Annotated in this window: 17 protein-coding genes and 1 riboswitch; of the genes, 5 read left to right on the top strand and 12 right to left on the bottom strand. The window is 42.8% G+C overall.

The features are described 5' to 3' along the window. Positions 1-156 precede the first annotated feature (156 nt). The 6 genes from ciss_RS10185 to ciss_RS10160 all read right to left on the bottom strand — a co-directional run bounded on the left by ciss_RS10185 (position 157) and on the right by ciss_RS10160 (position 5,389). The gene (locus ciss_RS10185) at positions 157-804 is read right to left on the bottom strand and encodes a methionine ABC transporter permease (protein WP_075866193.1); all 648 of its coding nucleotides are present in this window, start codon (positions 802-804) and stop codon (positions 157-159) included. A 2-nt stretch (positions 805-806) separates the two neighbouring features. Continuing rightward, on the bottom strand, positions 807-1,820 hold the full coding sequence (locus ciss_RS10180) for a methionine ABC transporter ATP-binding protein (RefSeq protein ID WP_075866192.1): 1,014 nt from the start codon (positions 1,818-1,820) through the stop codon (positions 807-809). A gap of 62 nt (positions 1,821-1,882) precedes the next feature. Continuing rightward, positions 1,883-1,988: riboswitch (SAM riboswitch) on the bottom strand. Between the two features lie 110 nt (positions 1,989-2,098). After that, entirely contained in the window at positions 2,099-2,947 is an 849-nt protein-coding gene (locus tag ciss_RS10175) for an ABC transporter permease subunit (RefSeq protein WP_075866191.1), read from the bottom strand. Then, positions 2,931-3,836, bottom strand: a complete 906-nt coding sequence (locus tag ciss_RS10170) for an ABC transporter ATP-binding protein (protein ID WP_075866190.1) — start codon at positions 3,834-3,836, stop codon at positions 2,931-2,933. The genes ciss_RS10175 and ciss_RS10170 overlap by 17 nt, the downstream gene beginning before the upstream one ends. A gap of 1 nt (position 3,837) precedes the next feature. Beyond that, the gene (locus tag ciss_RS10165) at positions 3,838-4,920 is read right to left on the bottom strand and encodes an anti-sigma factor family protein (RefSeq protein WP_075866189.1); all 1,083 of its coding nucleotides are present in this window, start codon (positions 4,918-4,920) and stop codon (positions 3,838-3,840) included. A 1-nt stretch (position 4,921) separates the two neighbouring features. After that, a complete protein-coding gene (locus ciss_RS10160; protein WP_075866188.1) occupies positions 4,922-5,389 on the bottom strand; it encodes an RNA polymerase sigma factor SigX in 468 nt (155 codons plus the stop codon). Positions 5,390-5,544: 155 nt separating this feature from the next. On the opposite strand from ciss_RS10160, the gene ciss_RS10155 reads away from it, so the two are divergent. From ciss_RS10155 to ciss_RS10140, 4 genes are all read left to right on the top strand, one after another. Then, complete coding sequence (locus tag ciss_RS10155) at positions 5,545-5,814, top strand: SHOCT domain-containing protein (protein WP_075866187.1); 270 nt, start codon at positions 5,545-5,547, stop codon at positions 5,812-5,814. Between the two features lie 12 nt (positions 5,815-5,826). Further along, entirely contained in the window at positions 5,827-6,072 is a 246-nt protein-coding gene (locus ciss_RS10150) for an SHOCT domain-containing protein (RefSeq protein ID WP_075866186.1), read from the top strand. A gap of 72 nt (positions 6,073-6,144) precedes the next feature. Then, on the top strand, positions 6,145-6,333 hold the full coding sequence (locus tag ciss_RS10145; RefSeq protein ID WP_049752106.1) for an SHOCT domain-containing protein: 189 nt from the start codon (positions 6,145-6,147) through the stop codon (positions 6,331-6,333). A 200-nt stretch (positions 6,334-6,533) separates the two neighbouring features. Beyond that, a complete protein-coding gene (locus tag ciss_RS10140) occupies positions 6,534-7,469 on the top strand; it encodes a metal-dependent hydrolase (RefSeq protein ID WP_075866185.1) in 936 nt (311 codons plus the stop codon). Here the strand turns inward: ciss_RS10140 and ciss_RS10135 are convergent. Together ciss_RS10135 and ciss_RS10130 are read right to left on the bottom strand one after the other, a co-directional pair. Continuing rightward, a complete protein-coding gene (locus tag ciss_RS10135; protein ID WP_075866184.1) occupies positions 7,466-8,452 on the bottom strand; it encodes a sodium:calcium antiporter in 987 nt (328 codons plus the stop codon). The two genes, ciss_RS10140 and ciss_RS10135, sit on opposite strands and share 4 nt — an antisense overlap. Before the next feature lie 204 nt (positions 8,453-8,656). Then, on the bottom strand, positions 8,657-9,058 hold the full coding sequence (locus tag ciss_RS10130; RefSeq protein ID WP_235837295.1) for a hemerythrin domain-containing protein: 402 nt from the start codon (positions 9,056-9,058) through the stop codon (positions 8,657-8,659). A gap of 83 nt (positions 9,059-9,141) precedes the next feature. Between ciss_RS10130 and ciss_RS10125 the strand changes: the two genes are divergently transcribed. Beyond that, positions 9,142-9,642: a hypothetical protein gene (locus ciss_RS10125; RefSeq protein WP_075866182.1), complete on the top strand. Its 501-nt coding sequence runs from the start codon at positions 9,142-9,144 to the stop codon at positions 9,640-9,642. A 9-nt stretch (positions 9,643-9,651) separates the two neighbouring features. Here ciss_RS10125 and ciss_RS10120 read toward each other — a convergent pair whose 3' ends face one another. From ciss_RS10120 to ciss_RS10105, 4 genes are all read right to left on the bottom strand, one after another. Next, positions 9,652-10,401, bottom strand: a complete 750-nt coding sequence (locus ciss_RS10120; protein ID WP_075866181.1) for a hypothetical protein — start codon at positions 10,399-10,401, stop codon at positions 9,652-9,654. A 73-nt stretch (positions 10,402-10,474) separates the two neighbouring features. Continuing rightward, on the bottom strand, positions 10,475-11,506 hold the full coding sequence (locus tag ciss_RS10115) for a GerMN domain-containing protein (protein WP_075866180.1): 1,032 nt from the start codon (positions 11,504-11,506) through the stop codon (positions 10,475-10,477). A gap of 55 nt (positions 11,507-11,561) precedes the next feature. Then, positions 11,562-12,098 (bottom strand): 4Fe-4S dicluster domain-containing protein, encoded by a 537-nt coding sequence (locus tag ciss_RS10110; protein ID WP_075866179.1) that lies wholly within the window; start codon positions 12,096-12,098, stop codon positions 11,562-11,564. 161 nt (positions 12,099-12,259) lie between these two features. Next, the gene (locus ciss_RS10105; RefSeq protein ID WP_166504017.1) at positions 12,260-14,191 is read right to left on the bottom strand and encodes a cell division protein FtsA; all 1,932 of its coding nucleotides are present in this window, start codon (positions 14,189-14,191) and stop codon (positions 12,260-12,262) included. Positions 14,192-14,221: the final 30 nt, after the last annotated feature.

The raw sequence follows: 14,221 nt of genomic DNA, 5'->3' as shown, positions 1-14,221 counted from the left end.
TGTCCCTGCCGTAAAATTTCCGCGTGGGGTACCGGGGTCGCCCCAACTTTTAAAACTTTTTCTGCAGCTTTTTGGCTTCCGCAGCCAAAAAGGCCCAGGGTTAAAATTAGCACTAAAGCTACCAAAAATTTTTTCATTTTAACTCCTCCTCCTTTATTATTTTGTTTTATATTTACGGGCTAAAAAATTGCCCGTAGCCTGCACAATTTCCACCAGAGCTACCAAAATAGCAACGGTTATAAGCATCACATCCGTTTGAAACCGCATATAACCATACCGGACTCCGAGATCACCAAGACCTCCACCCCCAATGGCTCCGGCCATGGCCGAATAACCGATTATGGCTATAGCAGTATTGGTCAAACTCAAAATAATTCCGGCTCGGGCTTCCTGTAACAGTACTTTGAAAATTACCTGCCGGTTATTTGCCCCCATGGCCCGGGCCGCTTCTACCACTCCAGGGTCAACTTCTCTGAGATTGGCCTCTATTAACCGGGCAACAAAAGGCGCTGCCCCAATTGTTAGAGGTACTATCGCTGCGCTGCTACCGATAGACGTTCCGGCAATAAGCCGGGTCAAAGGAGTTACCGCCAGCATCAGGATTACAAAAGGCGCCGAGCGCAGGACATTTACTACCGAGCCCAGAATGCTATAAATTACAGGATTGGGCATTATCCCACCATTTGAAACGGCATTTAAGAGAACCCCCACCGGAATACCGATTACCGCTGCAAAGAAAAGAGATACTCCGGTCATATAAAGGGTTTCATACGTAGCCTTTATGATTTCAGGCCAGTATTCCACTTCTACACCACCTCCAGTTTCACCGAAAGCTCGTGCAAAATTTGCCGGACCTTGTCTCGTTTGTTTTCATCCCCGAAAATCTCTACCGCCAAAATTCCGTAGGGAACGTCTTTTAAATGTCCGATATTGCCGTAAAGGATACTCAACTCCACACCCGTTTCTTTGATTATCCTGGATACCACCGGCTCATTGGCGGTATTGCCGGCAAAGCGCAGCAAGAGCACCTCCCGGTCGGGTCTTTTGGTCCGGGCTTGTAACAAAACTTCTTCCGGTAATTCCTTGCTGATTACGGTATTGACAAATTCTTTGGTAATGGGGTGCCAGGGGTTTAAAAAGACATCGGTTACTACCCCTTCTTCTACCACCCGTCCGTTGTCCATTACCGCCACCCGGTCGCAGATTTCGGTAATCACCCGCATTTCATGGGTAATGATAACTATCGTAATCCCCAGCTTTCGGTTAATTTCTGCCAGTAACTTAAGAATTTGTCCCGTCGTTTGCGGGTCCAGAGCAGAAGTGGGTTCATCGCAGAGAAGAATCTTGGGGTTTGCAGCAATCGCCCGGGCAATTCCCACCCGTTGCTTTTGACCCCCGGAAAGTTCTCTTGGATAACTATCCGCTTTATCCAAAAGTCCCACCAGCTCCAGGACTTCCATAACCCGCTTCTTTATCCGTTCCCTGGGATAGCCCCCTATCTCAAGGGGAAAGGCTACGTTCCCAAAAACAGTGCGGGAATCCAAGAGGTTAAAATGCTGAAAGATCATCCCGATTTTTTGCCGCAAACTTAGAAGTTCTTTACTTGATAGCCGTGTGATTTCCACGCCATCCACCCAAACTTCACCGGAAGTAGGCCGGACAAGCCCGTTTATTGCCCGCAGTAACGATGACTTTCCGGCGCCCGATAAGCCGATGATGCCAAAAATTTCACCTTTTTTTATTTCTAAACTGACATTATCCACCGCTTTTACCTTTCTTTTCCCCGGATACGTAATGTCCAGGTTTTTAATAATAATCACTGTTACCACCTCTTTTGCAAAAAAATAACCCCCTTCCGGTTAGAAGAGGGTTTTTACTCCTCCTCTTATCTCCCGGAATTTAATCCGCAGGAATTGGCACCATTGCCTAAATTTTAGGCCGGTTGCCGGGCTTCATTGGGCCAGTCCCTCCGCCACTCTTGATAAGAGGCGATCTATGTCATCGCCGCTATTTAGTTCGCATTAAACTGAATTTGATTTTAAATTCGAAACTACCACCTGTCAAGTCCCTCTGAAAAAGTTTTAATTTTTTAAATTTTCTACGCTGCCTCCCGTTTATTAAAAAGATATATTCCCAGAATTACTACCCCCACCAGGTAAAGAAGGGTATATCCGAGAAAGTACAAGCTCGGGGGGCTGGCGCTGCCAAATAAGGTTAAAGGTCCGGCAAAGTTGCTAACTCCAGAAAAAATATACGACACCCCTTTGCGGTAAATAGCGTCGGTAGGAAGGATAATACTGGTTAAAAGGCCGATTTCTTGCAAAATTTTCGTTTGTCCGGGAAAGAAGCTTGCCACCTGCTCCATCATCCCTCCAACCAGCGAAGCCATATACAGGGTAAAAGCAAAAAAACCGTTAGCCGCCGGCGACAACCGCACCGACCCGGTCAACGTCACCGCCGTTAAAATAAGCGGCATTCCGCTTAAGATAAGTCCTGCAAGCCAGACATTCTGGGGGATAAAACCTGTAATAACGTAAAACTCGGCTACCAGCGCCAATATTAAAATTATCGCCGCAATAATGCCCAAAAGACCGTAACCAATAAATTTTCCCAAAAATACCTCCCACTTTTTAACGGGACGTACCAGTAGCGGCTGTAAAAGCCACGCTTCTAATTCTCCGGAAATCGCCCCGACCGCACTAAATACCGCTATCACGTTTACTGCAAAGGAGGCGAAAAACAAGCCAAAGGAAAAGAAAAAATTTAAGAGAATATAACGCTGTAACGCCATATCAGGAGTAGGGCTTTTATAAATTTTTAAATCATCGCTGATAAAATAAAGGCCGGTACCGAAAAGAATAAGGTAAACCACCGCTAAAATGACAATTACCAAAAGAGTTTTCCTGCGCACCGCTTCCCTTAAGGTATAACTAATTATCTGCCCCATTTTTGCCCTCCACCGCCTGGATAAATAATTCCTCGAGCGCCGCCTTAAACGGCCGAACCTCATAAATATTAGCTCCCCCGAGGACCAATTCCCGCATTATTGCCGGTACTTCTTCTTCGCTTACCCCCAAAAGCTTTAACCCATTCGGGGCTTCCCCGGTTTGATACCGGGATTTTAGTTTATTAAGAAGAGCTTCGGGAATTTCCCCGCGGATTAAAATCCCGCGTCCGGATAAAAGTTCCGCAAGTTTTCCCCGGGCTTTTATTTCCCCGCGGTTAATAATCGCTACACTATCGGCTACCATTTCCACCTCAGATAAAAGATGGCTGTTTAAAAATACCGCTACTCCTTGTCTTTTAAGGTCGGTGATAATTTCCCGGACTTCAATCCGGCCTACCGGATCCAGAGCCGAAGTTGGCTCATCCAAAAATAAAAGTTCCGGTTCCCCTAATAAGGCCACCGCCAGGGCCAGTCGCTGGCGCATCCCCTGGCTGTAGGTCTTGATTCTACTATCTTTCCGCTCCCAGAGTTTGGTCCGGGTTAAAACCTCTTCTATTCTTCGTTTTAACTTTTTCTCCGGAAGGTAGAGGAGTTTCCCGTGAAAGCGCAAAAGCTCTTCTGCCGTCATCCACTCCGGCAGGCGAATATTTTCCGGGAGATAGCCTACCTTACGGCGGACATGCAAGTCTTCCGGGCTTTTCCCAAAAAGCCGTATCGTCCCCGAGGTAGGTTTTAATAAGCCCAGGGCAGTTTTCACAAAGGTACTTTTCCCGGCACCGTTTGGCCCTAAAAAAGCAAAGATTTCCCCGGAGGAAACCCCCAGAGAAATGTTCCGGCACCCTATTTCCCGGCCATAATATTTTGTTAAATCGACACTTTCTAATACCATGTTACCAGCTAAGCCCCCTTGCTACTTCTAAAAGGGTTTCTTTATCAAGAGAGCTTTCAATTACGGTAAGAATTCCCCCCTTTAAAAACACCAGCACCCGATAGCTTCCACCCGATTGTTCAAGCATCTTTCCGGTTACACCGGCGATTTTAACATCTTCCACCGATGTTCCCTTGTAAACCGGTATCACCAGGGCGCTGTTTAAATCACCGACAAGTCCTGCCAGAGAGCTTTTTAGATCTCCGGGGATACCCGGCAGCTCTAAGAGAACTTCGGCAATTTCTTCCGGCGTAATCCTGGCCCGGGTTTTTATTTCCGGTACTGCCTGACGGGTAATGCTAAGAAAACCACCATTATTACCGCCACCTGTCAGGTTGTAATTGGCCCGGTAACCAGGGTTTACGCTGATGTTAAACTCTTTTCCCTCCAGGGTTTCCGGAAATAGCTTTTTGGCTCCCAAAAACTTCAGCTGCCTGTTCATCTCCTTAACATTAACTTTCACCGTTAATTTAAATCCTTCCCCTTGGTATAAATTATTCAATTGCGCATATTTTTCCAAAGTTGAAGGTAAATTTTCCGGAACGGGATTTAAAGATGCCGGGATATTTTTAATATCAGTGGGAGCCAAATCCCGCGGTTTTAAAGTCATCTCTCTTTTAACCTCGATAAGTCCTTCTATTTTGCTTTCCCCCACCTTATTAAAAATATCGGAAAGTTTCTCCAGGTCCGCCGCATTAACCGAGACTACTTCGACCTTTTCAGCCCGGAAAAAGGTGTAAAGTTCATCGGCTATCGTTGGCGCCCCGATCAGGATTAAAGCGGCCGCCGCTACCGCTGCCACCCGGGGTAAAATTGCATTTTGCCAGAATTTTCTCCTAAGGCTTGCCGCATTAACCTTTTCGCCGTCAGTCAAATGCGAAAGCTTTGTCGCGGTAAATTTTCTGGTAGCTTTAATTTCGTTTAACTTTTCCCGGCACTTCAAGCACTCTTCAAGGTGTTCATCTACCTTCCTCATTTCCCCTAAATTTAGCTCATCATCCACATAAGCCATTAAAATCCCCTCATCCAAACAACGGCCCTTCAAATTAATCACCTCCGGATAATTTTAAATAACTTTTTTTAAACCGGGCCTGCGCCCGGCAGAGTTTCTGGCCCACCGAGCTTTCCCTAATCCCTAATTTTTGGGCTATCTCCTTGTATTTATAGCCCTTCTCCCGTAAAAGTAATAGTTTTTGTTCTTCTTCGGTAAGGGTTGCCAGAGCTTCTTTCACCAGTTCCACCTCATCAATAAAATTAATTCCGGAAGTTTTCGCTCCTTCTAACAGCGGAATCTCCCGGGCACTCCTGAGATAATCATAGGCAAGATTTTCTCCCACTTTAAAAAGCCAACCGACAGGATTACTTATACTGCTTATATCTTCCCGGAGGAGCCTGGCAAAACACTCCTGAGCCAGTTCTTCGGCAATATCTACCCTTTTTACAATACTATTAATCCTGAAGGTAAGTTTGGTATACATTTCCTTATAAAGGGTTTCAACTATACTGTGCTCCACCCTCTCCCTCCTTTACCGCTTTTTCTACCTCTAAGACGATTTTAACCCCTAATTTGTGACAGCCAAAGAAATATTTTCTCCGTTAATCTGCAATAAACACGAAACACTTTGGTAACAATTAGGTTTTATAATAAACTTAAAAGGAGGCGATATTAATGATGGGAAGATTCCCGGGATTTGGCTACGGTTACGGTTATTACCCCGGCAGTTTACTAATAAACCTGCTTTTGTTTTTAGCTGTTATAGTGGTAGCAGCCCTGATTTTCCGCCGGTTTGGCATCTTTTTTCCCATGGGCAGCTGCGGCCATCATGTTTCCCATACAAACCACCGCTCTTCGGCAGAAGAAATTTTAAGAGAGCGGTACGCTCGCGGGGAAATAATTAGGGAAGATTATTTAAAAGTTTTAGAAGATCTTAAAAAATAAGGAGTGATAACGATGATGTGGTATTTCTGGGATCGGCTAACTCCATGGAACATGCTTGGAGGTATCTTTATGATGATCCTAATGTTTCTCTTTTGGGCGGTAGTGATTTATTTCATCTTCAAACTTCTTACCCGAAACGATATTATAAGTAAAGTTACCTCCGGAAAATCTCCGGAAGAACTTTTAAAGGAAAGATACGCCCGAGGAGAAATAACCAAAGAACAATACGAAGAAATGCTTCAAGATTTACGAAAATAGCGGGTGGTTATCATGTTTTGGTATTGCTGGAATCAAGCTTTAGGACCCTGGAATATGATAGGAGGTTTTATTATGATGATCTTTGGCTTACTATTCTTAGCTTTAATTATTTACATCGCCTTTCAACTATTAGCTAAAAATAACGGAATTACTAAATTAAGTATAACCAAATCACCAGAAGATTTGTTAAAAGAGCGATATGCAAAAGGTGAAATTAGTAAGGAAAAATACGAAGAAATGCTGCATGACTTACGAAAATAGCGGGAAACCCCCGCTATTTTTGTTATAATTTTATCAAATATATTGTTGGAGCAGCCCCTACAGTAATTTTTTAATTAGCTGGAGACGACCCTACGAAAAAAGTGGTAGGTGGTATGTGGTCAGTAATCCGAATTTTTTACCGACCACTCAATACCGACCACCAACCACTTACGACATACCACCACTATAGGAGGTCCAAGATGGACAACCTGACCCATGGACTTATTGGTTACGCCCTGGCTAAAGCCGTTTTACCGGCGGGTACCGACCCGGCGTTAGCCAAAGCAATAACTATAGCTTCGGTATTAGCTTCCGAAGCCCCGGACGTAGATTTTGTCACCCGGGCCTGGGGGCCTTTGAAATATTTTGAGTACCATCGTACTCTGACCCATGCCCCCTGGGGAGTGGTGACCTTATCTTTTCTTTCAGCCGTTATCGCTTACTTTTTAAACCCCAAAGCAAATTTTGGCTATCTCTTTGGTATAGCCCTCGTTTCCGGCTTTATTCATGTGGGCATGGATTTGCTTACTTCTTACGGAACAGCTTTGTTCTGGCCTTTATCAAAAAAGCTCTACTCCTATGATATATTAATGATAGTCGACCTGTATATATTGTTAATATTTGCCGGTGGTTTTCTTTTATTCTGGCTGGGAAAATCACCCCAGAAGGTATTTCTCTCCACCCTTTTATTAGTTCTTATTTATATCGGCGCCCGCTGGCAAATCCAGCACCATCTCTGGCAAAAGGTAGCTTTTCTCTACCCTGAAGCAAAAATAACCGTTTATCCCGATCCCCTCGACCTTTTCTCCTGGCGTTATATTGCCCAGGAGGGCAAAACAATCCATCAAGGAGAAGCTAAATTTTTAAGCGGTAAAATAATTGAAACAAAAACCCTTGAATCCTCTGAAATCCCAGAAGAATCAAGGGTTGTCCTTTCCACTCCCGAAGCAAAAGCATTTTTAAATTTTGCCAAGTTTACTTACGTTAAAGTTAAAGATACACCCGAGGGGAGAAAAATTTATCTTTTAGAACCCCGTTACCATTTTCGAGGGCATTATGTATTTGGAGTATTAATTGAACTTGACAGGCAAAACAAAGTAGTTAAAACTTATTTAAACCAGTCTTTAGCCGACTAACCCCTCACGACAAAATAGATAAACACTACATATAAAAGACCATTTACCAGTAAAAGCCTGGCAGATAATTTCTTTTTCCACCGGTAACCAAGATAAACTAATAAACCTGCCGTTAAGGCCAGTATTCCCGATAGTCCAGCATAAAAATCCAGGTGCCAGTCGGAAAATACGATACCAAAAGCTGGAATTAAAGTGCTCTGAAACACCATTGCGCCGGTAATATTTCCCAGGGCATAGGTATCTTTTTGGTCCCGAATCCAGATTATTGAGTTAAACTTCTCCGGAAGTTCGGTAGCAACAGGAGCAATTACCAGTGACAGCACCAGCGGTGAAATCCCTGCTGCTTTCGCTGCCATTTCAATCCCTTTTACAAATTCATCGGCCCCTAAAACTATCATTGCCAATGCAACCACTACCTGAGCAATAATAGCAAAAGTTGGCGGATCTTCATGCCGGGGAGCAAAGTAGCACCGGTCCAACTCGTGGCAGTTTTCTTCACCGGCAGGGGCAGTAATTGTTATTTTTAGGTAATAAGCATAAGCACCCACCAGCACAATAGCCACCATAATTTTGCCTGCGTAAGGTAAAAATGAAGCTAAGAGGGCTAAAGCATAAAAAGGTAAAAAGAATGTTAAATCCCGTTTAAACACCTCACCGTTTACCATAAGTTCCCGGCGGTTTTCCCGTTTTTTAAATGAAAGGGCCGCCAAGCCCGTTAAAAATAAAGCGAGGGTACTTAACATAAAGGGAGCCCCTAAAATAGCCCCCACCCCTATAGCATGAGCATCGGCACCGGTACCAAAGAGAATGGCTATTATGGGTATCATCGTTTCCGGTAAAGCAGTCCCCACCGCCGCCAATACACTTCCTACCGTACCTTCATTTAACTTAAATTTTTTCCCCAGCCATTCTACTCCATTGGTAAATAAAACCGCTCCCCCCAAAATAAACAGCAGACTGCCAAAAAGTAAGATTACAGTCATTTGCCTCACCTCTTTCTCTAACAATTTTTAGTTTACAAAAAAATAAGACCTTTATACCTAAAAAATAACTTCTTAGGTACAAAGGTCTTGCCTTTCGTGAAAGAACCGGGCTCTTCGCCGGGTTTGTCGGCTCTTTCTCCCGGATAACCGGGCGGCTACTCCCCTTTGCGACATTTAACTATCTCTTATTATAATAATTCTACCTTATTTTGACAAGTCTTTGAGATTCGGTAGTTCTTTTTCTTCCTTGTAGATGTGATGCCGTAAAAGCTCCGCTATTTCCGCACCCGCCGCCGTTATTAAAGAAAAGTCCTTTTTCTCAATACCCTCCTGAAACGCGGAAAAATGTTGATAGAGCTTCCGGTGGTCTTCATACATCTCGTTTATGTACGCCTCTTCTCCGGTCTTTTGAGCAATTTCGGGGTAAATTTTTTCCTCTTCCTTCTGAAAATGGGGTATTATCATCTTCTCGATTATTTCTAAAAACTCCTTTAAATCGTACATTACATTTGGCGTGGCAATTCCTACTTTAATATCTTTTACTATTCCCTCCAATTTATCGCAAAGCTGCAATACCTTTAAGTGGTCTTCTTTAAAACGCTCCATCCAATCCACTGTTTCCCCTCACCTTCATAATTTTTTGATAATTTGTTATAATATTATAAATACTCCTCAAGAGGTGATTAACCATGTCTTTTGTTTCCTATATCCGCCAACCCCGGGCGGCGATGCAAAAGCTGTTACTTTATCCCGGAAGCAAAAAAGCATTTTATAATTATTTTATAGCATCTTTTCTCTTAATAATTGGCCTTATGTTTTTCCCTTTTTCACAAAGTTCGGACTACTTTTACCAAATTCTTTCTTTTAAACAGCCAGCAATAATTTTAACTTTTTTGGGTATCTTTATCTTATTTTTTTCCCTTCTGGCTGTAGTTAATCTTATTGTAGCTTACCTTACTGCCATTATTGTCAGCAAAAATATTACAAAAATCGATCCGGACTTACTGTTTCAGCGGTTTTTACTGGGTTACTCGGAACTTATACTATTTTCTGCTTTACCCCAGGGGTTGGCCTGGCTCAATCTTTTTCACTTAGATCTTATTTTTACCGTTTTAAGCTGGGCCGCCCAACTATACGCCCTTTATCTTGCTTATCTTATGATAACTACCGCCCTTAATTTGTTTAAATAAAGCCGGGGTCTACCCCCGGCTTAAAACTTTCTTTTTCACATTTTCGTAATCCTTACGGTGCACGTATTTCATTCCCGACTCATCTAAACTTGCTACCCGAAACCAGCCGCTGGCAATTAAAATCTTAAGACGCGCCAAGCTGATTTTTAAGTTTACCGCAACTTCGTTTAACGACAAAATTTCATCATTTTCAATAAATCGTTTTAAAACTTCCGGCTTGGGCTTAAAGTTCTGGCAAAAACTTCCTTCGGGCAGTACTGCAAATTTATCTACATCAAAATCCGGATCAAAAAACTCATCGGTTTCATCAAATAAACCGTACACTTCCCGGCAAAGCCCGATAGTCTTTGCCGAAACGGTAGTTAAATCCTGCCCCTGATACGAGTAAAACGTTATTTTACTTAAAAAATCATCTCTTACTTCCACCGGCATCTCCCGTTCAAAATGAATGCAGTTTTTACAGGAAAAAGCCCGCTTTTTAGGCAAGTCTTTCATTGTTGGCCGCCGGTACTCCTGATAAAACTTCCCTAAACCGTCATTAATATATTCGGCTAAAAGGTGAGCGTTATCGAGATATAGTTCTTCATCCTCTACCAGATGTTCATACACCGCTCCTTCTTGAGGCTCGAAAATTTCAATCACCCTGCCGCTAAATTTGCCTTTTTCCTTTAAGTTCTTCAACCACTGGAGAAAATTTTGCGCTTCCCGCTCATCCTCAAAAAGGAGTAAAAACTCGCGCAGAGGAAAATAATTTTTCAACAACTTCTCCTCCTTTAAAAAATAAAACTTTTGATTATCGCTTTATTGTACTATTATATTCTTCAACTGTCAATTATTTCTTGACTTTTAAAATTTCATCTTTGCCAAAAGCAAAATGTCCTGACTCGTACCCTTTACCATCCACATTTATAATAACTCCTTCAACGCCAAAGTTCCGACCGTAAGTATTAACGATGCTGTCGATTTTTAAAGCTTCAAAAGCTGATCCTGCATTTAATTCCGTAATTAATTCCCTGGAAAAGTTTAACCTGAGAGTTTGTTCCTCCCGGACAAAGTTTAAAAGACGGACGTTTGCCCCAAGTACTTTGTATTTATCTTCTTTGAGAATTTCGGTTATTCTTTCCGCCAGTCCTTCCCCGGTTTTAAATTTCTCGGTTCGAACGTCGGTTAAAAGTTTTTCAATATCCGGCGCGGGATAATAAATCGTAATTTTTTTCACCGGTAAATTGCCATCTTTTTCTCCATTACCGTATTTTATAAGATTATCTTCCACTACCGCATCGCCGCCAAAGATAAATACCTGCTTTACCAGCCCAACCCCCCTGGCAAAATACCTTTCAATAGTGTTGTTTTTAGACTTACCCACCACTTTAATGCAGGTAAACTCTCCCGCCGGAACCTTTATTTTCTCCGCAAGGCTTTCAATCATCCAGACAGTGTCACCCGCCTGCCAGGTGCTTCCAACTTTTAGAGGAGCTTTTAAGTAATACTCCCCCTCTTGCCCTGTAACATCTAAGTAATTAATTCGCCAGTAACTTTCTTCTTTAGTATAGACAAGCTTTACCCCGTCCTCCTGCACAGTAAAAATCTTGGCCAAGGTAGTCCCGCTGTTTTGCTGCGAAAGTTGCACTTTTTTACCTTCAATAAATTCCGTGTCCACCCTTCCCCCGGCAAACTCGTTTCCTATCCCTTCATACTCCCAGTAGAAGTTTGGGGCAACCGGAAAGTAATCGGCCATCTTAAGCTCTTCCGCCGGTTTTTCCAGCGAATTGGTTGGATCTTTTTTCGGAATTTTCTTAGTACACCCCGCAGCAAAAAAAAGCAGTAAAAGCAATAACGTACTAACCAACCCCACCTTTTTCATTGTAAAACCTCCTTTTTCGTAATAAAAAACAAAAAAATCCTGTATTGCTACAGGATTAAGTTTGCCCCAATATCTGGCTAAAATGTATCTTTCCGGTTTTTGTCCGGGGAATTTGTTCTAAAAGGATAACGTTATTAGCCGGTACCGGCTGCTCCGTAAACTTATTAGCAAACTCCACAAATTTAATTTTATCAAACCCGTTTTCCGGTACTATAAAGATTTTTAGTTCATCGTCCACCAATAATACGGCAATATCTTTAATCCCCGGAAAATCATCCAGGTATCCTTCTAACTCCCGATAGGGAATAATATTCTTGGTAACCTGAAAAAACTTCTTCAAGTAGTATTCAAAAGTATTTCTGGTCTGGCGCAACTTTTCATCCAGACGTTTTGCTTCCGCTTCATTTTCTACGATATGAAAAACCGCATACGGGCAAGTTTTTAGACACTCACCGCAAAAATTGCATAAACCTTTATTAACACTAATTTTTCGGGTTTCGGTATTATATGTGATCGCCCCGGTCGGGCAGCACTCTGCAGCTTTACAGCTTGGTTCATGCTGGCAGGCATCGTAATCAACGTATAAAAACATTCCTTCTCTCCCCCTATTTTAGACTCCAATGTCAAAATAATGTTGTTTCAGTGAAAAGTTTATTTAAATTTATTATATGCAAATTTTTAAAAAAAATAAAGGGACAACAAAATTGTTTTTTGAAAATTTTTATTTTTTGTTTAAAAAAAGAAACACATTTTCTAAAAAAGAATTTGTATCATATCTCCGTCTTTAATCTCATCGGTAAACCCGGCTTCGCGGCCATTTAATAAGATTTTCAAAGCACTAACCCGGGGAGGAATTTCTTCCAAGTAGGGTAATACATCGGCTAAGATGTAGCTTGATTTTCCGCCAAGTTTCACCGTCCTGCCGTTTAAGGTAATTTCTATTGCCAACGGGTCATTATTCGGGAAAAAACCCTCTTCCCCTAAAACCACCTCATCTCCCGGAAAAAAGCGGTAGTCTAAATCTACTTTTCTTCCGTTTACCAAAATTTTTCCGGGTTCAGCGAACAATGTCCCCACCGTTTCCCGGGAACAGATAAAAAGATTATCCCCCTCTTTAATTAAATAATCATCGGCTAAAACCTCATCCCTTAAGGTTACCACGGGATTTAAAGCTTTCTCTTCTCCATTTACTTTAATGACAATACTTTTATACTCGTTTAAAAGGTCTTTTACCGTAAGCTTTGCATCAATGCCATCCCGGGCAGGTACAAATTTTATGGAATCTCCCGCTCCAACGGCTGTTTTTAAGGAGGCATTTTGGCCATTCACATAAATTTCACAAACCCGGGGTAATTCTCCTTTTACTTCTCGCCTCTTTCCGTTAAGATAAAACATTAAGCTTTTTCCTTCCTGGCCAAAGATTTCTGCCGGTGTTACTCCGGAAAGCTTTAAAACCTCGCCAACATTTAAATTTTGCCGATGTAATAACCGAACCTCTCTCCCGTTTAAAAAGACGGTAATAAAACCGAGGTCGGATTTTTTTAGTGCCGTTAGCAGTATGCCAAGAACCGTAACCCCTTCGGGCCCCTTTAGCCTTTCCGGTACCGTTAAAAATTTTTGCTCCCTTAAGTCACATCCTTTAACCGCCACCCGGCTAACGTCAAGCCCTAAAAGTTCGGCAAGCTTCTCTGTAAGACCGGGAGTTTTAGCCCCTCCTCCCACTAAAAATACCGCTTTGGGAGTTCCCCCGTTAAGCCGTTTGATTTCTTCGGCTACCTTTCCAGCTATCCGCTCCACCGTTGGCCCAATTCTGGCAATTATTTCTGCCGCCGGTAATTTAACCTCCTGTCCTAAAATATCGTAAAAGACTATCTCTTTGTTTAAGCTCAATTGCCTTTTGATATTTTCCGCATCGGGAAAATCCACGAGCAGTTGCCGCATAATTTCTTCGGTTACCTCATCGCCCGCTTCCGGTACCATCCCGTAAGCTACCGCCGCACCATCCCGGGCAATAGCAATATCCGAAGTTCCGGCCCCTATATCCACCAGGGCAATATTAAGTAACCTCAGGCTTTCGGGAACGGTAGCCGCTATAGCCGCAATAGGCTCCAGGGTTAAGCTTAACGGTTCTAACCCCGACCGTAAAAGAACCGTTTGCAGGCTGGCAGTAACCGTTTCCGGCAAAAATGTGGCCACCAGCTCAACGCTTATCTTTTTTCCCCGGTGTCCTTCCAGTGCTTTAAAAGGATAGCCGTCTAAATAATAATTAATAATGCTGTAACCCACCAGTTCGTATCTTACATCCCCTTGATTGCCAAGAGCTTCGGTTGCCGCTGCTATGGCCTGGCTTTCCAATTCAAAAACCTGCCGGGCGCTCACCTCGCCCCCGGCAATTTCTTTTTCGGCATAAGCGGTGGCAGTATAAAGGGCTCGTCCGGCCGCTGCTATCGCCGCTTTGGTAAGTTTTGTTCCGAGCTCTTTTTCTAACTCTTCCTTGATTTCCGTTACAACCCCTGCCACTTTAGCTATATCGTGAATCTGCCCGTCTAACATGGAGCGTTCGTTATGCTCCCGCATGGTTTCTTTTAAAATTTTTATTTTTCCATCTGCCAAAACTTCCGCAACAACCCCGATAACCGTCCGCGTCCCTATATCTAAAGCAAAAATCATATTTTTTTCATCCATACCAATCCCGCCTGTATTTTTCATTTTTTA

The organism is Carboxydothermus islandicus (genome assembly GCF_001950325.1).
Lineage (GTDB): Bacteria > Bacillota > Z-2901 > Carboxydothermales > Carboxydothermaceae > Carboxydothermus > Carboxydothermus islandicus.
Note: the sequence above shows the minus strand (reverse complement) of the source record. Positions and strands in the feature narration are given on the sequence as shown.